At 55.8% G+C, this 23600-nt stretch carries 17 protein-coding genes; 9 read left to right on the forward strand and 8 right to left on the reverse strand.

Annotated features, from left to right (window positions below):
* Nucleotides 1-344: 344 nt before the first annotated feature.
* The 5 genes from LBW89_RS17750 to LBW89_RS17770 all read right to left on the reverse strand — a co-directional run bounded on the left by LBW89_RS17750 (nt 345) and on the right by LBW89_RS17770 (nt 7356).
* Complete coding sequence (locus tag LBW89_RS17750; protein WP_148455233.1) at nt 345-2333, reverse strand: response regulator; 1989 nt, start codon at nt 2331-2333, stop codon at nt 345-347.
* 13 nt (nt 2334-2346) lie between these two features.
* Nucleotides 2347-4179 (reverse strand): sensor histidine kinase, encoded by a 1833-nt coding sequence (locus tag LBW89_RS17755; protein WP_148455235.1) that lies wholly within the window; start codon nt 4177-4179, stop codon nt 2347-2349.
* A gap of 36 nt (nt 4180-4215) precedes the next feature.
* Nucleotides 4216-5049: a carbohydrate ABC transporter permease gene (locus tag LBW89_RS17760; RefSeq protein WP_148455237.1), complete on the reverse strand. Its 834-nt coding sequence runs from the start codon at nt 5047-5049 to the stop codon at nt 4216-4218.
* Nucleotides 5046-5942: a carbohydrate ABC transporter permease gene (locus LBW89_RS17765; protein WP_148455239.1), complete on the reverse strand. Its 897-nt coding sequence runs from the start codon at nt 5940-5942 to the stop codon at nt 5046-5048. The genes LBW89_RS17760 and LBW89_RS17765 overlap by 4 nt, the downstream gene beginning before the upstream one ends.
* A 106-nt stretch (nt 5943-6048) precedes the next feature.
* Nucleotides 6049-7356 carry an ABC transporter substrate-binding protein gene (locus LBW89_RS17770; protein ID WP_225039736.1) on the reverse strand — a complete coding sequence of 436 codons (1308 nt, stop codon included), beginning with the start codon at nt 7354-7356 and terminating at the stop codon, nt 6049-6051.
* Between the two features lie 265 nt (nt 7357-7621).
* Here LBW89_RS17770 and LBW89_RS17775 point away from each other — a divergent pair, with 265 nt between their 5' ends.
* Complete coding sequence (locus tag LBW89_RS17775) at nt 7622-10246, forward strand: beta-mannosidase (RefSeq protein ID WP_225039738.1); 2625 nt, start codon at nt 7622-7624, stop codon at nt 10244-10246.
* Nucleotides 10247-11351: 1105 nt separating this feature from the next.
* On the opposite strand, the gene LBW89_RS17780 is transcribed toward LBW89_RS17775, so the two are convergent.
* Nucleotides 11352-11558: a hypothetical protein gene (locus LBW89_RS17780; RefSeq protein ID WP_148455243.1), complete on the reverse strand. Its 207-nt coding sequence runs from the start codon at nt 11556-11558 to the stop codon at nt 11352-11354.
* A 170-nt stretch (nt 11559-11728) separates the two neighbouring features.
* On the opposite strand from LBW89_RS17780, the gene LBW89_RS17785 reads away from it, so the two are divergent.
* Together LBW89_RS17785 and LBW89_RS17790 are read left to right on the forward strand one after the other, a co-directional pair.
* Complete coding sequence (locus tag LBW89_RS17785) at nt 11729-12742, forward strand: LacI family DNA-binding transcriptional regulator (RefSeq protein ID WP_148455245.1); 1014 nt, start codon at nt 11729-11731, stop codon at nt 12740-12742.
* 56 nt (nt 12743-12798) lie between these two features.
* On the forward strand, nt 12799-14718 hold the full coding sequence (locus LBW89_RS17790; protein ID WP_225039739.1) for an LTA synthase family protein: 1920 nt from the start codon (nt 12799-12801) through the stop codon (nt 14716-14718).
* A 75-nt stretch (nt 14719-14793) separates the two neighbouring features.
* Here the strand turns inward: LBW89_RS17790 and LBW89_RS17795 are convergent, their stop codons facing one another.
* Nucleotides 14794-15207: a hypothetical protein gene (locus tag LBW89_RS17795; protein ID WP_213509374.1), complete on the reverse strand. Its 414-nt coding sequence runs from the start codon at nt 15205-15207 to the stop codon at nt 14794-14796.
* A 217-nt stretch (nt 15208-15424) separates the two neighbouring features.
* On the opposite strand from LBW89_RS17795, the gene LBW89_RS17800 reads away from it, so the two are divergent.
* From LBW89_RS17800 to LBW89_RS17815, 4 genes are all read left to right on the forward strand, one after another.
* Nucleotides 15425-18508, forward strand: coding sequence for a stalk domain-containing protein (locus LBW89_RS17800; protein ID WP_225039741.1), 3084 nt, complete (start codon nt 15425-15427; stop codon nt 18506-18508).
* 73 nt (nt 18509-18581) lie between these two features.
* Entirely contained in the window at nt 18582-18983 is a 402-nt protein-coding gene (locus LBW89_RS17805) for a hypothetical protein (RefSeq protein WP_225039743.1), read from the forward strand.
* 116 nt (nt 18984-19099) lie between these two features.
* Entirely contained in the window at nt 19100-20116 is a 1017-nt protein-coding gene (locus tag LBW89_RS17810; protein ID WP_225039745.1) for an ecdysteroid 22-kinase family protein, read from the forward strand.
* A gap of 22 nt (nt 20117-20138) precedes the next feature.
* A complete protein-coding gene (locus LBW89_RS17815; RefSeq protein ID WP_225039747.1) occupies nt 20139-21137 on the forward strand; it encodes a glycosyltransferase in 999 nt (332 codons plus the stop codon).
* A 65-nt stretch (nt 21138-21202) separates the two neighbouring features.
* Here LBW89_RS17815 and LBW89_RS27940 read toward each other — a convergent pair whose 3' ends face one another.
* Nucleotides 21203-21280 carry a hypothetical protein gene (locus LBW89_RS27940; RefSeq protein WP_148455908.1) on the reverse strand — a complete coding sequence of 26 codons (78 nt, stop codon included), beginning with the start codon at nt 21278-21280 and terminating at the stop codon, nt 21203-21205.
* On the opposite strand from LBW89_RS27940, the gene LBW89_RS17820 reads away from it, so the two are divergent.
* Nucleotides 21262-22173: a polysaccharide deacetylase family protein gene (locus LBW89_RS17820; protein WP_225039749.1), complete on the forward strand. Its 912-nt coding sequence runs from the start codon at nt 21262-21264 to the stop codon at nt 22171-22173. The genes LBW89_RS27940 and LBW89_RS17820 overlap by 19 nt on opposite strands.
* A gap of 22 nt (nt 22174-22195) precedes the next feature.
* A complete protein-coding gene (locus tag LBW89_RS17825; protein WP_225039750.1) occupies nt 22196-23509 on the forward strand; it encodes an MFS transporter in 1314 nt (437 codons plus the stop codon).
* Nucleotides 23510-23600: the final 91 nt, after the last annotated feature.

Raw genomic sequence — 23600 nt, forward strand, 5'->3', positions numbered from 1 at the left:
AAAATGCCTGCAGATTTGCATCTTTTTAATGGATGACCGAGCGAGTCGGCGGAAATGCCTGCAGATTTGCATCTTTTCTGCTCGGATGGCCCGGCCGGTGCCCGCGCTTCGTGATGCGGGTTTAGAGATTTTCCACTAGCCGAGCGCAATAGCGGTCTTTTGGGGCGCTATTTCGGCCCGATTCGGCTCCACGGGGAAAATAGCGGTCAAAAAGGGCCTTATTTCCTTTCGAGTAGGCCAATAATCAGGTTTTGGCCCGCTTTTCCCCAAAATAAGGCCTTAAAAAGCCGCTATTCCTCCCCGATGACCCAAATTCGACAAAATAGCGCCCCTGAAGGCCGTTATTACTTTAAGAGATCCTTTTTCACTTCCCCGCTAGGAGGGGGGGCGTCTTTGCTGTGGCTGATCCGCTTGTACTCATTGGGCGTGACGCCGACCATCCGCTTGAACAGCTTGTTAAAATAGGCTGGGTCGGGATAGCCGACTTCGTGTCCGACTTCATGAATCTTCAGGTTGGAGGAGTCGGCGAGCAGTTGCTTCGCCCTTTTGATCCGGATCTCGATCAAATAGTCGGTGATGGTCATGCCGGTCTCCTGCTTGAAAAGCTTGCTTAAATAGGTGGGGGTCAGGTAGACCAGGCCGGCCAGGCTGCTGAGCTCGGCCTGCTCGCTGTAATGTTCTTCGATCCACCTTTTAACGACCTCGACCGATTTCCCGCCTTGCGCCAGCCGCTTCTCGCGAATGTCCTGAAGCGTTCGCCCGACTATGCCGATCAGGAGCTGTTTGTATTCGGCGAACTTCAGGCAAGCCTCCAGCTTCCGGTCCAGGGAATCCGGCGTTCCCATCGGCGCGGACGGTGAGTCCGACAACGGGTCTGAAGCCGGTGAAGATGCCAGTGCGAATTCCCGTACGGACGCGGTTGTCGGTACGGAGGCAGATGACGATGTAGCGGCCGGTGCTGAAGCGGATGCCTGCGCCGAAACAGATGCCGATGTCGATGCCACCGAACTTGCGGAGCCTACGGACCCCGCTGAGCCCGCCGAACCTGCCGAACCTGCCGAATGCAGCGAACCCGCCGAACCCGGGGAAACTTCCGGGGCTGCGGCCGCCGTGGCATCCCATGCCGAGCTTGGTCCGGGTCCCAAGGCCGAACTCGAACCTGACCGCGTATTAGAACTCCGAACAGAACTCGGAATAGAACTCCGAACAGGGTCCGATCCAGAACCCGGCCCGGGTTCCTTACCAAGGCCCCGTTCCTGGCCATCCTCCTCGCCCGGGACCGCCGCGGCCTCTCCGAAGGCCTTGCGCCATTCCGGCAATTCGGCCGCCGTCGTCTCCAGCACGACCCGGCAGTACTGGCGGAGGGCGGCTTGGGAGGCCCGGACCCGCCGGAGTACGTCCAGGTGCCGTTCCATCGTATGGAGCGTCTCCTGGACGTTCAGCACCTGGATCGGCGGAACCAACGCCTCGCGGGCGGCGGCCAGAACCCCGCCTGCCTCTGCCTCCGCAGCAGCCGCGTCGAACGCTTCGCAGCTCCAGGCCTCCTCGCGGTACATGCCGCGCTCGCAGGCGAGCTTCGCTTCGGCGAACGCCTGGCCGAGCCGGGCGGGGTCGCTGTAGCCCCGGCTGACGCCGACGAGAACGACGCCGGGGTGGGGGAACTGGCGCAGCGCGCCGGTCAGCCGGTCCGTATCCTCCGCCAGCGGAGGATCGGCATAATAGCTGACCAGCGAAATCAGCCGTTCCCCGGTGTCGACGGCGTCGAACAGATGCTGCGGCTGGCGCTGCAAAAGCCCGACGCTGGAGCGAAGCGCGTCCATATCGCTGCCCTTGATCACAATGACCGCAAAGTAGGGGAGGGGCAGCGCCAATTCCGGAAGCTTCGGACAGAGGGAGGGGGAGCTTTTCATGTAGGATATGAGAAGCCCCGAACGGAGCTGCAGGTTTTTGCCGAGTCGGGCCGCCTTTTCCTCCCCCAGGTTTTGGAGCAGCTCGAACAGCTGTTTTTTATTGATCGGCTTAAGCAAATAATCCACCGCCGAATACCGCAAAGCCTGCCTGGCGTATTCAAAGTCCGTAAATCCGCTCATAATGATGCAGCGGGTCTCGGGCTTCACCGCTTTGAGCTCTTTGATCAGCTCCAATCCGTCCATCAACGGCATCCGGATGTCGGTAATGACGATATCGAGCGGTTCCGACCGGGCGAATTCCAGCGCCTCTTGTCCATTGGAGAACGTACCGGCCACTTCGTATTGTTCGCTCTCCCGGCGGATGATTTTGCCCAGCCCCTCGCGGATGGAAGCTTCATCGTCAACTATGGCGATGCGAAGCATGACAATTCCTCCTTTACTCCTGTCCCCTTGGACTCATCAGTTCCAGCGGCTGCGTCGGACCGTTCCCGAGAAGTCCGGCGATCCGCAGCGTGACGGTCGTTCCCTCGCCGGGACTGCTGTCCACGGCCAAACTGGAGCTCTCCCCGTAATACAAACGCAAACGTTCATTCACATTGCGCAATCCGATGCCGAATTTGTCGATTTTACCGTCGCTCAGGCTTTCGTTCAGCGAAGCTAGCCGTTCCGCGCTCATTCCCACCCCGTTATCCTGTACCGAAAACAGCACGTCACTGTTCTCGAACCAGCCCCGGATCGTGATGGTGCCGGGCTCCTCCTGCTTTTCCAGGCCATGAAACATGGCGTTCTCCACAACCGGCTGAAAAACCAGCTTGATCAGCGGCAGGTGCATGCAAGCCTCGGGCACGATAAAGCGGTAGCCGATCTTGCCCGGGAAGCGGATTTGCAGCAGCTTCAGATAATTCTCCACATGCTCAAGCTCCCGGCGGACGGTGACGATCTCATCGCTGCGGGTAATGCTGTAACGCAGCAATTGACCCAGCAGATATGTCAGTTCCGCCACCCGGTCGTCATCGTTCAACTCGGCCAGCATGCGGATGGATTCCAGCGTGTTGTATATGAAATGCGGATTGATCTGGTTTTGCAAGGCCAGCATATCCGCCTTTTGTTTGCTTTTTTCCGTTTCGTACACTTCCTGAAGCAAATCGCGGATCCGCCCGATCATCCGATTGAAGTGGCTGCCCAGCATGCCGATCTCGTCATTGTATTTGACATTGACGAAGACGTCCAGCTTGCCGCGCTGTACCTGCTTCATCAGCTGTACGGTCCGCTTCAGCGGTTTGGTCAGCGCGTAAGAGATGAAGATGGCGACCAGCAGGGCGAATCCGATGATGGAGAGCGCCATAATCAACATCGTATTCCGGGATTGCTTCATCGGCGCGAGCAGCTCTTCCAGCGGAATGTAAACGATCGTTTTCCATCCCGTATGGCTAGAGACCGTATATACCGCCATGTAAGGTTTGCCTTCAATCTCGAGCCGGAAGCTTCCTTTGGTTCCGGTTGCCTGGGTCAGAAGCGGGCTCCCCGCCAAATCTTTCCCCAGTTGACCCAGGTTTTTGTTATATACGACGCGTCCGCGTTCATCCAGGATCAGGGCGTCCCCATGGGTTACCTCATTCAGGGGGGTGATGATTTCCTCGAACAGACCGATATCCACATCGATAGCGATGATGCCGATATCCTGAAGCGTGCTGACCGACTGGATCGAGCGCATGACGGTGAACACCTGGCGCTGGGCGGTTCCGTTGACCCGAATGGACTGCGTCCCCGTCAGCACCGGGGCCACCCCGGCTTCCCGCGTCCGTTGCCGCCACTCGGCCACTCTTTCCTGGGGATAGAGTTCATTTAAGCCCGGCTTGTTGTAGTAAAAAATCGAGCCGTAGTGGTCCATCATATAGACCGCGGAGATTTCCTCCTTCGTATTGGTCAAGTACATCAGGAACATGTTGACGGCCGAGCTTTTGTCCCAATCCGTACCCTGCTGGTCCAGATATTTCTGAACGTCCTTGTTATAAAGCGGCAGCATCGTATAGCGTTTGAGATCCGCAATATACCTGTCGACTTTGTCCATGGCATTGTCGGTTAACTGCCCCGCCGAGGTGGTGGCACTGGCCAGCACGACGCTGGAGTTCGCTCTGTAGGAAGCATAGCTGACATACGTGATCGGCAGGGAAATCAGGAAAATGAAAATGACGACAAGCTTTTTCTGCATCGACAGGTTGGCAAAAAACATCCAGCATGCCCGGACTAGAAGGCGGATTCTCTTCATGATGTGGACCCCTTGTTCGTGTTGACGGTATTTCTCTTATTTTACAGCGCCGCTGGCGACGCCTTCAAAGATATATTTTTGCAGGAAAAAGTACAAGATGATCGTCGGGAGCAAAATCAGCAGAATCGCCGCGCTGATCAAGTTCCAGTTCGCCACGTTGATCCCCTGGAACCGCATAAGCACGGTGGTGACGACCCCGAGGCTTTGCTTCGGCATGTAGAGATACGGCGTATACATATCGTTGTAAATGCTGATGGATTTCAGAATAATCAGCGTCGAAGTCGCCGGCGTCAGCAGCGGAAAGATGACCGACCGGTAGATCCGGAAGAGCGAAGCCCCTTCCACCATGGCGTTTTCGTCGAGATCGACGGGAATATTGCGGATGAATTGCAGATACAGGATGATCTGGATCACGTCGGCTCCGATATACAAAATAATGGGCGCCCCCAGCGTGTTGTAAAGCCCCAGCGATTTGATAATGCCGAAGGTGGCCACCTGGGTCGTGATGCCCGGAATGACGGTGGCGAACAGGTAGGCGCCGAACACCGCTTTTTTCATCCGGAAGTCGAACCTGCCCAGGACGTAAGCGACCATCGTCCCGAACAGGATGTTGAAGATCAGCGCCACGGCCATAATGATCAGCGTATTTCCGAACCCGCTCAGGAGTCCGCCGCGCTCAAAGACAACCTTGAAGTTTTCGAAGTTGAAGAAGCTCTTCGGCAAAGCCATCGTACTGGCCGTGTTGAATTCTTCATCCGCTTTGAAAGAGTTCACGATGACCACGTAAGGAGGGAAGAGCACAACGAACACCCCGATGAGCAGGGTCAGATATTTCAGGGCGCCGATGACCGAAAATTTTTTGGAATTCATTTGCTGCCGCCTCCTCTGCTAAGCACGAATTGCTGAAGTGCCACGACCGCCACGACGAAGAAGAGCAGGATAATGCTCATCGCCGATGCCAGGCCGTAGTTGTTGTAGGCAAAAGCCGTCTCCACGACGCGCTGCACATACGTTTGGCTCGCGCCGGCGGGGCCGCCCTTGGTGAGTACGAACGGAAGGTCGAACACTTCAAGCGCGCCCGTCACGGTCAGGAACAGGTTGAGCTGAATGACCGGTTTCATGTTGGGCAGCGTCATGCGCCAGAAGGTCTGCCAGGCATTGGCTCCGTCGATTTTGGCCGCCTCGTAGATATCGCTCGGAATCGCCTGCAGCGAGGCGATGTAAATCACCATGTTATAGCCCATAAACCGCCATAGTCCGGTGGAGGCCAGGGAATAGTTGACAAGGCCCTCGGTACCGAGCCAGCTGGTTTCACCGAGGCCGGTTAATCCGATGCTGTTCAGGAACAGGTTTAGCGACCCCTGGGTGGTGTCGAACACGTAACCGAACATAAAGGCCACGGCAACGCCGTTCATAATATATGGAAGGAACAGCAGCAGGCGGAACATATTTCTCCCCCGCAGCCGGCTGTTCAATATCACCGCAAAATAAATCGCGATGACGTTCTGGATCAGCCCCATTACAAAATAGGCAAAGTTATGCGCGAATACGCCGAAAATATCCGGGTTGGAGAAGACCTCCCGGTAATTGTCGAGACCGACCCAAGGCTTCTCCGGGCTATAGCCGTCCCAGTTCGTAAAGCTGAAATACACCAGCTTGGCGGCCGGATAATAGGTGAACAACAGCAGCAAGGCTACCGGAATAAGCAGGAAGGAGAAGATGATGAGCCTTTTTTGTTTTTTGTAAGATAATGTTCCGAACATGCTTTAAATCCCTTCTTTCCGCACTTCAGATGAATGATCTTGAAAGCAAAATGGATTATCTCTGGCGGATAACCCATTTTGCCGGTTTTAGGCTAGTCTCTTTATATTAGTAGCCCAAGTCTTTTTTGGCTTTGGCCCAAGCTTTGTTCCACTTATCGAGAACGGTCTGCGGGTCCTTGGCGAGCACGAACTCCTGAGCGATGGCAGGCAGATCGATTTGCGCCTTGTTGGAGATCTCGATGACTTTCGGGTCGTCCGGTTCCCCTTCCTGAAGCTCCACGCCGGTAGCCTGAAACTCGGCCAGCTGCGTCAGTTTGGACTCGCGTCCTTTCAGCGGAGAAATGAAGCCGGCAAAATCTTCATAACCGGATTCTTCGATCATCCACTTGAGGAAGGTCTTGGTCGCCTCCAGGTTCTTGCTGTTCTTGTTGACGGCATAGAAGAAGTCCGGGCTGAGCGCGGCTCTCAGTTCTCCCGAGTTGTCATAAGGAAGCGGGAAGAAGCCGATGTTGTCCGATTCCGCACCTACGCCGATGACCTGATTAATGACCCAGTTACCCAGGAAGTACATGCCCATTTTGCCGCTGGCGATGTCTTTTTTGGACTGCTCCCAGTTGGTGGAATTGATGTCTTTTTCCAGATAGCCCTTGTCGGCCAGCGTCTTGAGCAGCATCATCGCTTTGCCGTAGCCGTTGTCCATGGAGAACGGGGCGTCCATGTTGATTCTTTCGTTCGGGAAGCCTTTGTTGTTCTCGATGATCCGCGGCATATCGAATACCCAGTTGCCGAGCGGCCATTTGTCTTTGAAGTTGGAGGCGAGCGGAATGACGCCGTTCTGTTTTATCTTTTCGCAAGCGGCTAGGAACTCGTCCCAGGTTTTTGGCGTTTCGGTGATACCGGCATCGGCGAACACTTTTTTGTTGTATACGATGCCCGAAGTCGAGTTCCCGGTGGTAATACCGTAGAGTTTGCCTTCGTACGATTTGAAATCCTTGAAGGTCAGTTCACTGCTGAACTGGATATCGTCGAGCGGCGCAAAATATTTCGGTAGATCGGAGTTCGGAATATCCGGAACGAACATCAGGTCGGGAAGCTCACCGCTGGCCATCCGGACTTTGGCTTGCTGGTTATAGTCCGTTTGGCTGGCTTCGAATTCGATCTTAATGTCGGGGTATTTCTCGTTGAAACGCTTGACGTATTCGTCGTATTCTTTGCCGATCATGTCCGTACGGTTGGTCAGGAAGGTGACTTTGCCGCTGAGCTTATCGCCGCCCGATCCTCCTCTGCCTCCGGTATTGGCCGTATCGGTACCGCCGGCATTTCCCGTTTTGGCGCCGCCGTTTCCGCCGCAGCCCGCCAGGACCGCGGAGAGAGCAAAGACCATTAGAAATGTGAGCAGAAGATTTCTTTTCACTTGAATCGCCCCTTGTTTAAGGTATTTGTTAGCGCTTACACCTATATATTAGACTAATTGTTAGGGTTCTTAAATGCACTGAGTTATTATTTGTTGTCTTGAATTGTCATGTTGTATAGATGTGCTTTCATGCTATTTTACAGGAAATGTTCTGAAAACGAGATGTTTGTTTGCAAGATGTATCTAACAAAATGCTAACAAAAACATTGATATTTGATATGAAATAAGGATAATGGGATTATAACACAGCGAAGATGGAGGTCTTATGTACAACCAACATTTGGTATTGGGCGAATGGCGCTTTAAAGCTTGCGACGAATCGGAATGGAGCGAAGCGAGAGTTCCGGGGACGGTACACAGCGACCTGCTGCGGAACGGAAAAATCTCCGACCCGTTCTACGGCACGAATGAGCATGATCTGCAGTGGATCGATAAGAAAGACTGGGAATATCAGACCGTATTTAACCTGGCGGAAGATTGGAAACGCTGCCGTCACATCGAGCTCGTGTTTGACGGTTTGGATACGTATGCCGATGTTTATGTAAACGAACAACATGTATTGTCCACGGACAATATGTTCCGGGCTTGGAGCGTGGACATCGGGGAATTTATCGTGCCCGGGGAAAATACCCTTCGAGTCCGCTTCCGTTCCCCGATCGCGGAGGATTTGCCCAAGCTGGAGAAGCTCGGTTATCCGCTGCCCGCGACGAACGATCAATCGGAGCTGGGGGGCTTGGGGGACCGGAAAGTCAGCGTTTTTGCCCGCAAAGCTCCTTATCATTACGGATGGGACTGGGGTCCGCGTTTCGTAACCAGCGGGATTTGGCGGGAGGTGCGGCTGAACGGATGGTCCGGTCCGCGGTTGACGGATTTGTTCATCCGGCAGGATAAGGTCACGGCCGAGGAAGCGAAGCTGACGGCCGTGGTGGAGATCGAAAGCGACGCTGCCTGGCAGGGGACGCTGGAAGTTGCCGCGGACGGGCGGACTTGGGCCAAAGAGGTCGCCCTGACGCCGGGACGCCAGACGCTGGAATTGGCGGCCGAGTTGGCGGAACCGAGGCTGTGGTGGTGCCGGGGACTGGGCGAACCGAACCGGTACGCGTTTACCGCCAGTCTCCGCGAAGGCGGGGAAACGGTGTCGAGCCGGCGGGTAATCACGGGGCTGCGGGACATCCGGCTGGTCCGCCAGCGGGACGACGCGGGGACTTCGTTCCTGTTTGAACTGAACGGCGTGCCTGTCTTTATCAAGGGGACCAACCATATCCCGAACGACAGCTTTTCGCCGGAAGTCACGGCGGAGCGCTACCGTCACGAGATCGCCTCGGCGGCCGAGTCGAACATGAACATGCTGCGCGTTTGGGGAGGCGGCATTTACGAGGAGGAAGTCTTCTACGAACTGTGCGACGAATACGGCCTGCTCGTCTGGCAGGACTTTATGTTCGCCTGCAGCATGTATCCCGGAGACGACGCCTTCCTGAACAGCGTTGCCGCTGAGGCGGAATACAATGTCAAACGGCTGCGAAATCATCCGTGTATCGCACTTTGGTGCGGGAATAACGAAATCGACTCGGCCTGGGCTCATTTTGAAGAGGAAGGCGGCTGGGGATGGAAAAAGGACTACACCGCGGAGCAGCGGTCGAAGATCTGGGCGGATTACGAAGCGATTTTCCACCGGATTCTCCCGGAAGCCGTGGAACGCTGGAGCGGAGGCATCGCTTACTGGCCGTCCTCGCCGCTGCGCGAGCTGACCGGAGATGAGCGTCAGCACGCGACGAAGGTCACCGGGGAAGGCGATATTCATTATTGGGGCGTATGGCACGCCGTGGAGCCGTTCTCCAATTATAACGAACGCGTCGGACGCTTTATGAGCGAATACGGCTTCCAGTCTTTTCCCGAGCTGTCCACGGTGCTGAAGTACGCGACGGAAGAGCAGTTGGAGCTGGAATCCGAAGTGATGCTCGCCCACCAAAAGAACGGCCGGGGCAACCAGCTGATCAAGGAATATATGGAACAGTATCTCCCCGTTCCGCGGGATTTCAAGGCGTTTCTATACATGAGCCAGGTGCTTCAGGCCGAAGCGATCCAAACCGCCATCGAGGCGCACCGCAGAAACAAGCCGTACTGCATGGGCACGCTGTATTGGCAGATGAACGACTGCTGGCCCGTGGCCTCTTGGGCGGGTATGGACTACTACGGCCGCTGGAAGGCGCTGCAGTATGTCGTGCGCCGCAGCTTCGGCGAGATCATGCTGTCGATCGACGGGGGAAGCGAAGCCGGCGATGGCAGGGGATTGGGCGAGGCCAAGGCGAAAGCGGATACGGGAGCGGATGCGGGCAAGGGCGTCGTAACGGTCCATCTGGTATCCGACCGGAGGGAGCCGCTCCATGCCCGGCTTCGCCTGGAACTGTTCGACTTCGGCGGACGTTCACTCGGAGAACATACGCGCGAAGTCACGCTCCCGGCGGATGCCGCGCAGGTGGTCTACACGGCTCCGGCGGCGGAACTGCTGAACGGGCATGATCCGCGTAGCGTCGTGCTGCTGGCGACGGTGGAGCAGGAGAACGACGGAGAACGCGTCGTGCTGGCCCGCCGGCCTCATTATTTTGCCTCCTTCCGGGACATCGAGTTGCCTTCGGCAAAGGTGATCGTGGAAGAAATGCCGGGCAGCGGCGGCAGCGCGTTTAAGCTGAGCACGGACGCTCTGGCCAGACAGGTTTGGCTTCATGCCGAGGAGGAAGGGATGTTCACGGACAATTTCTTTGACCTGATTCCCGGCCAGCCCGTGACTGTGGAGTTCCGCCGGCGCGGCGGATTGGGGGGCGAAGCTTTTGTGGCGGGCTCGCCCGGGTCGCTGAGCGTAAGCACGATGCGGGATTATACCGCGCAATAAGCTTTCTGGCGGCTGTTCGCCTGGGAGACTGGCCGCCTCGCCGTCGGTGTAAGATACGCCGCGGCGGGGCGGCCTTTCCGCGTGCTGCCGGTTTACGCACGCCCAGTAGCGGCCTTTTAGGGCCTTATTCTGGGAAAAGATAGGCCAAACCCTTATTTCGAAGCCCGCAACAAAAAAATAGGGCCGTTTTTGGTCGCTATTATCCCCGTGGAGCCGAATCGAGCCGAAATAGCGGCCCAAAAGGCCGCTATGGGTACGGGCCCCGGCTAGGAAGCCCGCCCGGCCCATTTGCACCGAATTAGCGGGAGAAAATCCCGTTAATTCTCTCCCCATGGGCGATTTGAGCCGGATTAACGGGAAGAAATCCCGTTAAGTCCCGGCCACAGCGTCCCAGCCTCAGCATCCGGGTTTGCAGCGTCTCGGCCCACCTAGATCCCACCAACAAGATGCATTGGCACGGATGAGACAGACTAGTTAGTTGGAGTAACATGATAGGTTTGAGTATTAGCGGCTGAAAGTGGTGTACGAGTTACATGAAGTGGGCGGGGAGGAGGGGGAGTTAACGGGAAAACTTCCCGTTAATTTCAGCCCTTCAAGCCGGCGGTGAACAAATAGCAGGAAAATGTCCAGCTAATTCCGCCTCGGAAAGCCCGCCCGGCCCATTTTGCACCGAATTAGCGGGAGAAAATCCCGTTAATTCTCTCCCATGGGCGATTTCAGCCGGATTAACGGGAAAAAATCCCGTTAATCCCCGGCCATATAGCCTTGTCCGGCCATATAGCCTCCCACCCCTTCTCGTTCCAGGCAATCCCCCACCCCCGAGGCACAAAAAAACATCCGTAAACCGGGCGCTTTTATGCCCAGATACCGGATGCTCTCCACGAATATGAAACTTCATTCCTCTGGTTTCAATCTACTTTGGCTGCACTATTCCGGTTATTTCTGCGAGAAAGCTGCATCGGAAGCATAAGTTAAAGTTCACCTTTGTGAACGGATTTCTACCTTAGTAAGTTTAATTAAGAAATCTGGGGCGGGCAGCGATCCGGAGAACATTTCACACGGCTGCGGGCTGGAACCTTCTGCGGTAAGCTTCTTCCGCGCATACTTACCAAGCCGATATAAACTGAATGACGCCCACTAACGTCAATAGCAGGAAGAGGCCCACGACAAAGGCGATTCCGAACTTGACCGCTTGAGGCAATTGCGCTTTCGGCCTTTGGGCCAACTGCTGTTCGGCCAAATTCAGGCGTCTTTTGAGTTCCTCGATCTCCCGATCCCGTTGATTGTCGTTCAAATTCCGTTCCATATCCATCCTCGCTCTCTCGTTTCCGTCATTCATTTTATTCTACTATATTTACCCAAAAAATGCAGGAAGTTAGGCATCCCGGAAGGGAAAATTGCCCTTGCGCAAGATTGCAACCCTCGGGGAAACAGAGTATCATTCTTGAATAGACAAAAATCGTCTGAAAAACAAGGTGAGCTATGGTACGAAATATTCGTGATATCGCAAAAGCCGCCGGGGTTTCGGTTTCAACCGTTTCCAAGGTGATGAATAATTATCCTCATGTCAGCACGGAAACCCGCGAACGGGTGCTTGAGGTCATACGCAAGGAAAAATTCGTTCCGAACTCCACGGCGCGGGGGCTTGTTATGGGGAGTTCGCGGACGTTGGGCTTGTTTTTGACGACCGGATTGTCCAATCCCTTTTTTGTGCAGTTGCTGGCCGGATTGGAGGAATCCCTGAAGGAATCGGGATACGACTTGATCTATCTGGCGCAGATTGATTGGCATCCGGAGTATAGCCCGCTCCGCCACTGCCGCAGCCGGAATGTGGACGGCGCGCTGGTGTTCGGATTTCAGCGCCATGATCTGAATTTTGCGGAAATGCTGGAGTCGGAGATTCCGACGGTATTTATCGATCTGGACATGCGCGGCCCCCGGGCGGGATACATCACCTCCGACAATGTCGGGAGCATCCAGGGGGCGGTCCGCTATCTGGCGGGGCTTGGCCACCACCGGATCGCCTTTGTGGCCGGCCAGCTCGATTCGTTTATCGGTCGGCTGCGCATGGAGGGATATCGCCGGGGAATGGAAGAGGCCGGACTGTCTTACCGGCCGGAGGATATTTATGACGGCGATTTTACCAGAGAAAGCGGGTATATCGCCACGCGGGACTTTCTCCGCCGGGAGTCGCCGCCGACCGCGATCATCTGCAGCTCGGATATGAGCGCGGCCGGCGTGATGGACGCCGCGGCGGAGGCCGGGCTGTCCATCCCTGGCGACCTTTCGGTCATCGGCTTTGACGATATCGAAATTTCGCGGTACACGCAGCCTCCCTTGACAACGGTGCGGCAGGATCTGTATACGATCGGCCGCGAGGCGATCGAGTATCTGGATCGGATGATCCGCATGCCCGATGCGCCGCCGCCGGAACGGATCGTGCCTACGGAACTGATCATTCGCGGCTCCTGCGGGCCATGTCCCGAATCCGGCTAGTATTTTCAGATTTCAGATTAGATTTACTAAGTTATAGAGAAGAGATGAATGGAATCATGAGAAGTCGCCTGTCATCGAATCCGGGCCAATTTATACTGATCTTTGTCATACTGCTGCTCAAAATCGTTCTGATGCGTTTTTTCTTCTATGAAGGTTTCCGTTGGAACGGCCTTCCCGCGGAGGCGCTGTCGGCGCTAATGCTGCTGGGGCTTTTTGATCTGCTGTTCTTCCCGCTGCAAAAGAAGAGCCCGGTCTACTGGTGCTTTAACTTTGTTTACTCCTTCACGCTTTTTGCCGCGACCTTGTATTTCGCCCACTTCGGCACGGTTCCGACCTATGCGGTGCTCAGCGAGCTGCACCAGGTGCCGCAGGTGCGGGCCAGCGTTAACGCGCTGCTTCGCCCCGAGCATTTTCTGTTCTTTGCCGACTTTGCGCTGCTCTTGATCGCGGCGGTGTTCCGGCGCATCCGCAAATATGCCGGAAGCCGTACGCTCAGCTTCCGCAGCGGTCCCGCCGGTCCGGTTCGGAGCGGATGGCCGTGGGGGGCCGCGATGCTCGGCATCCTGATCGTGGGGATCGGCGGATCGGCGCTGTCCGTCCGCGCCGGGCAGAAGATCGACAACGAGCTCGTCCGGGCCGAAACGGTGGGGTTCGTGAACTTCCAGGCGGACGCCGCTCTCCGTAACCATGAAGAGGAGCGTATGATCGCCGAAGGCGATATCCAGGAGACCATCGGCAAAATCCAAAGTCTCCAGGCCGGGTATCCTTACCGGACGGATGCCGGCAAGGCCGGTCAACCCGCATATTTCGGGGCGGCCCGGGGGATGAATTTGATCGTCATCCAAATGGAGTCTTTTCAAAATTTTGCAATCGGTCTGAAAGTGAACGGCCAGGAGGTCACTCCTGTGCTGAACGGGCTGATTAAGGAAGGTTTTTATTTCCCGAAAGTGTTCCAGCAAATCGGGGTCGGCAACACTTCGGACGCGGAGTTCATGTCCAATACTTCGATCTATCCCACCGCGGCCGTCGCGATGTCCAAGGGATTCGGGAACCGGGAACTGCCGAGTCTGCCCCGGTTGCTGCAGCGTCACGGGTACGTCGCCAACACGTTCCATATTAATGATGTAACATTTTGGGACCGCAATCGGCTGTATCCGGCTTTGCATTTTGACAAGTATTACGACAAGCCGTTCTATGAGAATGACCATTTCAATGATTTCGGAGCTTCCGACGAGGAGATGTACCGGGTGGGAATGGACAAGCTGACCGAGCTCGAGCATGAGGGCAAGCCTTTCTACGCGCAGTTTGTGACGACATCAAGCCATTCGCCGTTCATCGTTCCGGAAGATAAGGTAAAGATTCAACTGCCGGATTCCCTGAAGGGCACGAATCTGGGCAACTACTTAACGGCCCTGAACTATACGGATTATGCGATCGGCGAACTGATCGGGCAACTGCAGGAAGCCGGGATGTGGGACCATACGATGCTGGCGATCTACGGCGATCATTTCGGGATACAGCCGAGCGAAACGGGGGCCGCGGAAATCCGGGAGAAGCTAGGAATTCCTTACGAGGATCGGATTAGCCGGTTTAATATTCCGTTTATCGTCCACGTTCCCGGACAGCCGGCGGGCTTCGTTTCCGACGTCACCGGCGGGCAGGTGGATATGTTGCCGACGATAGCCAATCTTCTCGGCGTGTCTCTGAAGGACGAGAAGTTCACCGCACTCGGGCAGGATTTGCTCAATATCGACCAAAACGTGGTCGGAATGCGCTACTACCTGCCGACCGGTTCCTTTTTCAACAATGAGGTCATGTTCGTGCCGGGCCAAGGGTTTGAGGATGGGACCGCCGTATCGCTAAAAACGTTGGAGCCGGTAAGCGATATTACTCCTTATCGCCGCGATTTCGACTATGTGACCCAACTGATGAAACTGTCGGATGAATACGTCAAATTGCTGCCGAAACGGCATTAAACCGCAAGTCACATTGAATCTGCACAAAAAAGAGCGCTCCCTCTTCCGTTAATGGAAGAGGAGCGCTCCTTTTTATTATCCCAATATCCGATAAGACTGCTCCGCGCTGGTCCGAATGAGATCCGGGACCTCCTTCATTTGCGCCAGGTAGGCGGTTTTGCTCAGCTGTCCCCGAACAAACCGCTCGGTCAGCTGCCTCTGCAATTGCTCGGTCTGAAGCCGAATGACGGCTTCGGGATCGGCTTCGCGGTTGGCTGCCAGCTCCGTCAGCGACCGACCCTCCAGTAGGGCGTCATAAAGCGCATGCTCCGTCGGCAGGCCAAGTGTCGCCAGCAGCGCATCTTCCTCCGTTGGGCCGGCCTTGCCGCAATCGGTCAGTTTGGCGTGCGCGGCATGGCCTTGATATTTGGAAAGATGGCTGGAGGTGCCGGGAACGACGGTGATGACGCAGGCGATGGTGCCCACAATGACAAAGTGTTTTATATTCATGAGTTAAATCCCTTTCCCGCTTAAAAGTTTATGTAGCTAAGTTTTATCCAAGTTTACTACGTTTGAACGGCGATTCCGTTTCACTATTACCCGAATTCGGTTGATAGCTAACAGGGGAATTTTTTGCAATGTAAAAAAGTTAGAAACTTTTCCCGGGGTTGATGCGTCATATAGTTCAGTAACATGAAAGTTGTTCTATTGACGGGAGGATGAAACAGTGAAAAAAATTTGGGCAACGCTCTTGGCGGCCGCATTGCTCGCTCCGACGCTGCCGTTGAATACGGCAGAGGCGGCGAAGGCCATTTCTATTACAATCAACGGTTCCCGCTTGGCCACCGACCAGGCGCCGGTAGCGGTAGGCAGCCGCGTTTTGCTGCCGCTTCGGGCGATATTTGAAGCGCTGGACGCTTCGGTCGACTGGAACTCGCGGACTCAGACCGTGACGGCCAGCAAGAACGGCACCACCGTAGTGTTAAAAATGAAATCCAGAACGGCGACAATCAATGATCAGACGGTATTGCTCGACGTTCCGGCCCAGGCCATTAAAGGCAGAACGATGGTTCCGGTCCGCTTTGTGAGCGAGGCGCTCGGCGAGCAGGTCGACTGGAATTCCGGCTCCAGAGTCGTCTCCATCGTGACAAGAGGGGGAGTTGTAACGCCGAATCCGACCTCGCTTAGCCCGGTATCCTACGTAACCTTACGAGATGTAGGCAACGCGGGAGACGGCCGCGATCTGGAAGTCAGCTTCTCGCGTTCTTCCACCGAATCTCTGGTGGATCATTACCGCGTTTTGATCGTGAAGGCGTCCAACGCGTCGAGATTTACGCTGAACGAGGCCCTGAACGTTTCGTCCAGCAATTATATGACGCTGCGGCCGAACGGTACCGACCCTGCCGTGACGCTTTCCTCCGGGGCGCGTGATGTGGACGGGGCGCCGATTCAAAATGATCAGTCCTACGTGGGCTTCGTCCTGGCGGTAGGCAAAGGGAACGCCGGCAGCGCGCTTTCGGGCGAATCCGGCAGAATCACGTTGGGCACCGGCGAATCCGTCGATGCGGTTACCAATGTAAGCGCGACGGATATTAGCGATTACGGGGACGGCCGCGATTTAAGCGTAAGCTTCACCCGGCCGCAAAATGACGGCAATATTTCGAATTATCGGATTTATATCGTAAAAACCAAGGACGCGGGCAATTTCAGCCTGTCGACGGCAAACGGCCTGTCCAGCCAGTCTTATACGACGGTATATAAGCCTTCGAACAGCAACAGAACGCTGAGCGGCACGCTGTCTTCCTCGACGCGGGACAGCTCCGGCGACTTGATCCGCAACGGGGTCTCCTATACCGCGTTCGTCATGTCGGTCAGCAACACGTCCTCGGTTTCGAGCAAGCTGTCCTCCGGTTCGTCGTCGTTCGTATTGGGAACGGGGACCGTGGCGGCTCCCGTTATTACGAAAGTTGAGGATGTGAACGATCACGGGGATGGCCGCGATTTGCGGGTAAGCTTCACTAAAGTTTCGGATGAGTCGAGAATCTCGGGATACCGGATCTTCGTCGTCAAGAGCAACAGCTCCTGGAACTTTGACCTTGCACGTGCCAATGCGGTTTCCAGCTCGAACTACACCTCGGTAAGCAAGACGGGCTACAACCAGAACCCTAGCTTGTCGTCTTCCGCGCGGGATGTCGACGGGGATTTGATCCGCAACGGCGTGGATTACCGCGTCTTTGTGATGGCGGTCGGCAGCGGCACCAACGCAGGCAGCAACGCCTTGTCGTCGTCATCGAACACCGTGACGTTGCTGAACAACTACAGCGTGGGCACGGTGTCCAATCTGTCCGTTAGCGACGTCAATGACAACAACGACGGACGGGACCTGTTGGTTTCCTATACCCGTGCCTCCGACGAGTCGAATATCAGCCAATACCGCATCATGGTCGTGAAGTCGTCCAAGGCCGGAAGCTTTACGCTTGACAAGGCCAATGCGGTTTCCAGCAGTAATTATACGGTGGCTTACACGGGCTCGAACTTCAATTCGGTCCTGGCCTCCGGAGCGAGAGACGTCGACGGCGACCGCATTCAGAACGGGGTGAGCTACCGCGTGTACGTGCTGTCGGTAGGCCGAGGCAATTACTCCGGCACCAACTCGCTGTCCCGCGAATCTTCGGCGATCACGCTTGGAAGCAACTACAGTGTCGGTGCCGTATCCAGTATCGGCTTGAACGATGCCAGCGATTATAACGACGCACGGGATCTTCGCATCAATTTCTTCCGTCCGAACGATGAGTCGAATATCAGTCATTACCGGGTATTTGTGGTCAAGGCGGCGAACGCTTGGCGTTTCGACCTGGCTTACGCCAACAATGTGCCGAGCAGCCGTTATACGCAGGTGAACAAAGCGGGCAGAATTCTGGATGTGAATCTGCCGGCCTGGACCACCGATGTGGACGGTGACGCCATCCGCAACGGCGTTCCTTACCGTGTCTACGTTCTCTCGGTGAGCGACGGCAGAGGCAACAACAACGCGCTGTCCACCGTCTACGGGGAGCTCACGTTGTCCGACAGCTCGAACGCTCAAGCGGTGAGCGGCCTGTCCGCCGTGGCCGAAACGGCGAACAGCACCGGAACGGCCAGCGACATCAAGGTCAGCTTCAACAAGGCGGATAATGAAAAAAATATCGCCGAATACCGGATTTTGGTCGTTCCATCGGCCCAAGCCGGCAGCTTCGACCTACGGGCGGCCAACAATGTGACGGTACCGGGCAATTATACTTCGCTAACCCCGAACGGCCGAAACGTAACGGGCTATCCGGTACAGGGAGCGAATGATGTTTACGGTACACCGATCAACGCGTCCACCACTTACCAGGTGTTCGTCCTGTCGGTTGCCAAAACCCGGGAGGCCAACGCTTTGTCGTCCGCTTCCAACCAGATTAAATTGAACGCGCCGGCCCCAGTTCCGGTTCCGCAGGTAGCCAATGCCCTGTCCGTGGTGAGAGCGGCGAGCGACGTTGCCGTCAGCTTCACCGAGCCGGGGAATACGGCGAACATCGCTTATTATGTGGTCTTTGCCGTTCCGTCCGGCGCATCGCTCAATGCGAGCACGGCGATGACATCGAGCGGAGCTCGGGTGGAGAAGGGCAACTCGCAGGCTGTTTTAAACCAGGATATCTATGGCGCCGCCCTGGATACGACGAGAAACGCTTATGATATTTATGTGCTTTCCGTTCCTGCCGATGGGGCGAAGGGAACTCCCGTTTTGTCAGGGAACTTGGGGGCGACTCAAGTAACCCCGGCACCTTGAATCGAATAGCGTGGTAAATTAGCGGTCCCGGTTGCGGGGCCGCTTTTTTGTTAGTGGCTTTAGCCAGGTGGGCTTGCAAAGCAATAAACCACCTGATGGGTTTGTTATCATAGGAGTGTTCAAGCTGCTATGTATAGCGAAAGGGAAAGGTAGCGTAATGACTAATCGAAATCGAAGTGAAATGTCACATACAAAGATACCTAGAGTGCTTCCAAACTTCCAACTCCAAAAAGATGCAAATCTGCAGGTTTTTCTGGCCGGTCCCGCGGGGATTGCGAAAAAAGATGCAAATCTGCAGGCATTTCCAGCGATTTTAGAGAAACGAGCCGATCTCGTCAAAAATTCCTGCAGATTTGCAGGAATTTTGAAATTTTGGGCCCCGAACAAGAAAAAACATGCACATATGCAGGAATTTATATTATCAAGGTTGTCTGAAGGGGGACTATTAATAAAACGCACCCCCTCCACCCGTTGAACGGATGGTTATGATTCAGTCCGAAATGTCTAGACGCCCGATTTTTACATTCATTTGACAATCCCTGGGATCGTTTTGTACGCTTATACAAACTAATTTAAATTCGAGGTAAATCCATGTTGAAATGGAGCGATTATGTCCTGACGGACGGAACGCTGGATGAGGGCAAAATCTGGCGGAAAGAGCCGCTTTATCAAGGGATGAACGGAAGATTTGTGGAGCGGTTTTATCCGGAGGAGACGGGACCGGGATATATTTTCAAGCCTTTGACGAACGGGGAGCATCCGGAGCGGGAAGCCTTCGTTTACCGCTATGTGCTGCATGCGTTCCCGCCGATTTTTCCCCGGCTGCTGGCCTCCTCGGAGGAGGGGGCGGGGGAAGCCGGATGGTCGATTTTTGAGGACCTCGGCCCGCTGCGGCATGAGTTCCGGCTGGCGCACGCGATGGAAGTCATAAAGCGGATGGCCTGGTGGCACGCTTTTCCCGAGACGCAGTGGCGGGAGCTCGGCAGCCAGGGGCCGAAACCCCCGATCGAACGGATTGCGGCGGACTTAGGTGCGAGAAGGCAAGAGCTAAGCCTCCTCTTGGAGGAGGCCGGTTTAAGTCTGAAGCCCGCCGCCCTGGACGAAATCATCGGCGGCTTGACGGAAGGCGCCGCTCCTTTGCAGCTTCGGGTCTTATCGCACGGGGACTTGCATTTGGGCAACTACGCCAAGGGGGCGGACGAGCGGCTGTATATTTTGGACTGGGAGCATGCCCACTTAAATACGCCGTATTGGGACTTGTACCATCTCATCGACATGTCGCACCCGATGTTCCCGAAACGGATTCGAAAATCCGAGCGCGAGAAGCTTCTCGGTTACTACGTCAAGCAGTCCGTTTACCACGGCCGAAAATGGGACCTGGAAGAGTTCATCCGGGGTTACTGCCGGTATGCCGCGTTGTTCTCCCTATGGATGCTGTTGTTGGTCAACGGGGATCTGGAGCGGGGCGATAGCGTGTGGCCGAGGGACCGCCTGCTCGCGCAGCGGGAAGAGACTTTGGCGAATTTATCCGGATGCCTGGATCGGCTTTCTCTTGTCGGGATGAAGGGTCAGTCCGTCCGGATGCGGGTTGTCGGCGAGGATATTTAAACGAGAAAGGGAAGATCGTTATATGAAAAAGGTCGGTTTGGTCATGCGGAAAATCCAGTTTTCCGAAGCCCAAGGCCCGCGCGTCTTCGCGGAGCGGCTTCGGGAAATCGCCAAGGAGCTCGGCGTCGAGATCGTCTTTATTTCACCCGAGCGGCATGTCAGCGGCCATGACTGGATACCGGGCTACGAACATGAAAAGGGCGACCTCGTCAACTACGATATCGTGCTGGATCAAATTTACGCCGAGAGGATCGAGCATGTGATCTATACGGTGTCGGGTTTTACGTTCCTTAATCTGTTTCTGCCCAAAAGCGTTCTGTTTCCCCACAGCTTCCCCGACCCGGCGCTGACCGGGTACGAAATGATGAAGCCGTTCTACAGCATTGTGGACAAGGCCGTCGTGCAGACGGAGTTTTTGAAGCGGCAGTTGGGTACGGTTTTCGGGGTAGGCGAGGTCGATGTCATTCCGATCGGATTCAGCGAGGAACTGGCGGTCAAGCACTACCGGCCCGACGCGGTGGTGGAGAATCGGATTCTCTGGATCGGCAGGGACGAGGAGAACCGGCGCCCGGATCTGGTGCTGGAATACGCGCGGCAAAATCCCGACAAGGAAGTATTCATGGTGTTCGGTGGGCTGCGTTATAAGGAAAGTATGAAAAAATACGACATCCCCGCCAACGTCCGGCTGCGCTTTGCGCTGTCCCAGGACGAGGTGTTTGAGCTGATGAATTCGGCCAAAGTGTACTGGAGCTGCTCGAAGTTCGACACGTTTGCGATGCCGCTTACCGAGGCGCTGGCGATGGGAAAAATCGTCGTGAAGCCCGAGCATCCCTGCTATGATCACATCAGTTCCCGGCACGCCTTTGCGGGGAATGAGAAGAACTGGTTTGAACTGGTGAATATGGCGGCGGCCTCCCCTATGAAAACGTCGATGGACAACCGGGATTACGCGTTTTCCCGTTTTTCCGCTACGGTCATGAAAGAAGGGTACCGGAATTTTTTTGACCGGTGGCTGCGCTAGTCAGGAAATAGGGGAAAGGATCGCACATATGATAAGTTATGCACTTATCGGCTTTCTTTTCCCGACTAATTATGTAAGCGTTTTATTATAACGCCGGTTATGGCGGAAAGCGGAGGGACGAGACATGACACTTGAGCAAAAATTGGGCTATGCGACCGGAACGAAGCTGCTGATCGTCAATGCCGACGATTTCGGAATGTGTCAGGCGGAGAATTCGGCGATCAAGCAGCTGTTGGAGGAAGGAGCGGTCACGTCCGCTACGCTGATGGTTCCGTGCGGCTGGGCGAAGGACGCGGCGCTGTGGTGTGCGCAGCACTCGGAGTCCCCCTTCTCGATCGGGGTGCATTTGACTTTCACCAGCGAGTGGCAGGGGTATAAATGGGGACCGGTAACCCGTACTGGAGAGGTGGGCAGTCTCGTCACGGAGGAAGGGTATTTTCCGGCGGATTGTGCCGCTTTTGAACGCCAGGCCGACCCGGAGCACATCCGCCGGGAAATCGTCAGTCAGATCGAGATGGCCCGCTCTCTGGGGGTGGAGCCTACGCATCTTGACAATCATATGGGAAGCTTGTACGGCCTCGCCGGGGGGAGGCATTTTCTGGATATCGTTTTTGAAATATGCCGCGAATACAGGCTGCCGTTTCGGCTGCCGCGTTCACTGCCGGGGATCGGGCGCGTGCCGGCGGAGGCGGCCGAGTTGGCGGAGCAGGCTGCCGCGATGGCCGACCGGATGGGCGTCGTCATTCTGGACCAGCTGATCGGCCTGCCGTTCGGCAAACAGCCCGGGGAGACTTACGAGACCTACAAAAAGTCGATGATTGGGGCACTACGCGGACTGCGGCCGGGCGTCTCCGAAATCATCCTCCATCCGGCCTTTGCAAACGAAGAATTGCGGGCCATCCACGGGGAATGGGAGAAAAGGCAGTGGGATTTCGAGTTGTTCCGGGACCCCGAGGTCAAAGAGACGCTGAGTCAGGAAGGGATTGGGCTTATCTCATGGAGGGAGCTGCAGGGGCTGCAGCGGCAAATACAATAACCGCAGGACGGGGGGAACCGGGGTGAAAAGGGAAACGGTCACCGGCACGAATTCAGCCGCAGAGCTTGAGAGACGGCCTTTGTTCAGGAAGGCGGCTTACAGCTCGGGCAATTTATCGGTCAACCTGATTGCCCAGGCTTTTGCGACCTATCTGGTCTATTATTACGTCGATACGCTTGGCGCCCGCCCGGCCTGGATCAGTCTGGCAATGATCGGTCATGGCGTTCTGGGGGCGGTGTTGAACCCCCTGATCGGGCATCTGTCCGATCGAACTCGGACCCGCTTCGGCCGGCGGATTCCGTACATTGCCTTCGGGCAGCTCCCGCTCTGTGCGGTATTCGCCCTGCTTTGGATGCCGCCGTCCGATCCGGAGTGGACGTTTCTTTATTTCATCGCCATGGTGTTTCTTTACGATGTGTTGTTCGTCACGGTGGTGCTGAACTATTCCGCACTGTTTCCGGAAATGTATCAGAGCATCCGCGACCGGGCCTATGTTTCCTCCTGGAGGCAGATGCTGGGCATCGTCGGCATGATCGTCGGTGTGGCGATCCCGCCTTTGCTCTACCCGCTGCTGGGTTGGGGGGCCATGGGCATGATCTTCGGGGCGATCGCCGCCGTATTCCTTGCGCTGTCCCTTTGGGGCAGCCGGGAAAACCCCGGCGCCGTTCAGAGCGCTTTCCGATTGACCGAGGCGATCAAGCATACGTTGGGCAACCGGGCTTTCGTCATGTATGTATTGGGCAGCTTCCTGGTTCAGTTTACGTTTGCGCTGCTGCCGGCGGGAATTCCGTTTTTTACCAAATACGTGCTGGTCCGGGAAGAAAGCTTCAATACGCTGCTGCTTGGCGCGATTTTTGTGACGGCGATTCCCTTTGTATTCCTCTGGGGACGGATTACCGAGAAATTTGGCCCCCGGCGGGGGGCGCTCGCCGCGGTTCTCTGCTATCTGGCCGCTTTGCTGCCGTTCGGCTTCATCCAGGGCGGCATGGCGGCGATGATCACCGCGGCCGCGGTCGGTATCGGGCTTGCCGGTTTGATGGTGCTGCTCGATGTCATGCTGTCGGAAGTGATCGACGCGGATGAGCGGAAGACCGGTTTTCGCCGCGAAGGCATGTATTTCGGCATGAACGGATTCATTGTCCGGTGGGGCGTGTCGCTGCAGGCGGCCGTGATGGGAATGGTGTTGGAAATGACGGGGTACCGGGCGGATTCGCCCGTGCAGCCCCCTTCCGCCGTGACGGGCATCCAGTGGATGCTCGGCGGTATTCCTATCGCCGCTCTGCTGCTGGCGTTTTGTTTTTTCTACGCGTACCCGATCGGTAAAAAGAAGACATAACGCCGGCCAATCCTACTCGTACTCGATTTGACGACCTTCATAACATTGAATTCCTGCAAATCTGCATGTTTTTTTCTTGTACGGAGCAAAA

Source organism: Paenibacillus sp. alder61 (assembly GCF_020179875.1).
In the GTDB taxonomy this organism is placed as follows: domain Bacteria; phylum Bacillota; class Bacilli; order Paenibacillales; family Paenibacillaceae; genus Fontibacillus; species Fontibacillus faecis.

Excerpts from the sequence above, each read along its gene's own strand:
- LBW89_RS17750 (WP_148455233.1), bottom strand. The coding sequence starts at position 2,333 with ATGCTTCGCATCGCCATAGTTGACGATGAAGCTTCCATCCGCGAGGGG.
- LBW89_RS17755 (WP_148455235.1), bottom strand. The coding sequence starts at position 4,179 with ATGAAGAGAATCCGCCTTCTAGTCCGGGCATGCTGGATGTTTTTTGCC.
- LBW89_RS17760 (WP_148455237.1), bottom strand. The coding sequence starts at position 5,049 with ATGAATTCCAAAAAATTTTCGGTCATCGGCGCCCTGAAATATCTGACC.
- LBW89_RS17765 (WP_148455239.1), bottom strand. The coding sequence starts at position 5,942 with ATGTTCGGAACATTATCTTACAAAAAACAAAAAAGGCTCATCATCTTC.
- LBW89_RS17775 (WP_225039738.1), top strand. The coding sequence starts at position 7,622 with ATGTACAACCAACATTTGGTATTGGGCGAATGGCGCTTTAAAGCTTGC.
- LBW89_RS17780 (WP_148455243.1), bottom strand. The coding sequence starts at position 11,558 with ATGGATATGGAACGGAATTTGAACGACAATCAACGGGATCGGGAGATC.
- LBW89_RS17785 (WP_148455245.1), top strand. The coding sequence starts at position 11,729 with ATGGTACGAAATATTCGTGATATCGCAAAAGCCGCCGGGGTTTCGGTT.
- LBW89_RS17790 (WP_225039739.1), top strand. The coding sequence starts at position 12,799 with ATGAGAAGTCGCCTGTCATCGAATCCGGGCCAATTTATACTGATCTTT.
- LBW89_RS17795 (WP_213509374.1), bottom strand. The coding sequence starts at position 15,207 with ATGAATATAAAACACTTTGTCATTGTGGGCACCATCGCCTGCGTCATC.
- LBW89_RS17810 (WP_225039745.1), top strand. The coding sequence starts at position 19,100 with ATGTTGAAATGGAGCGATTATGTCCTGACGGACGGAACGCTGGATGAG.
- LBW89_RS17815 (WP_225039747.1), top strand. The coding sequence starts at position 20,139 with ATGAAAAAGGTCGGTTTGGTCATGCGGAAAATCCAGTTTTCCGAAGCC.
- LBW89_RS17820 (WP_225039749.1), top strand. The coding sequence starts at position 21,262 with ATGACACTTGAGCAAAAATTGGGCTATGCGACCGGAACGAAGCTGCTG.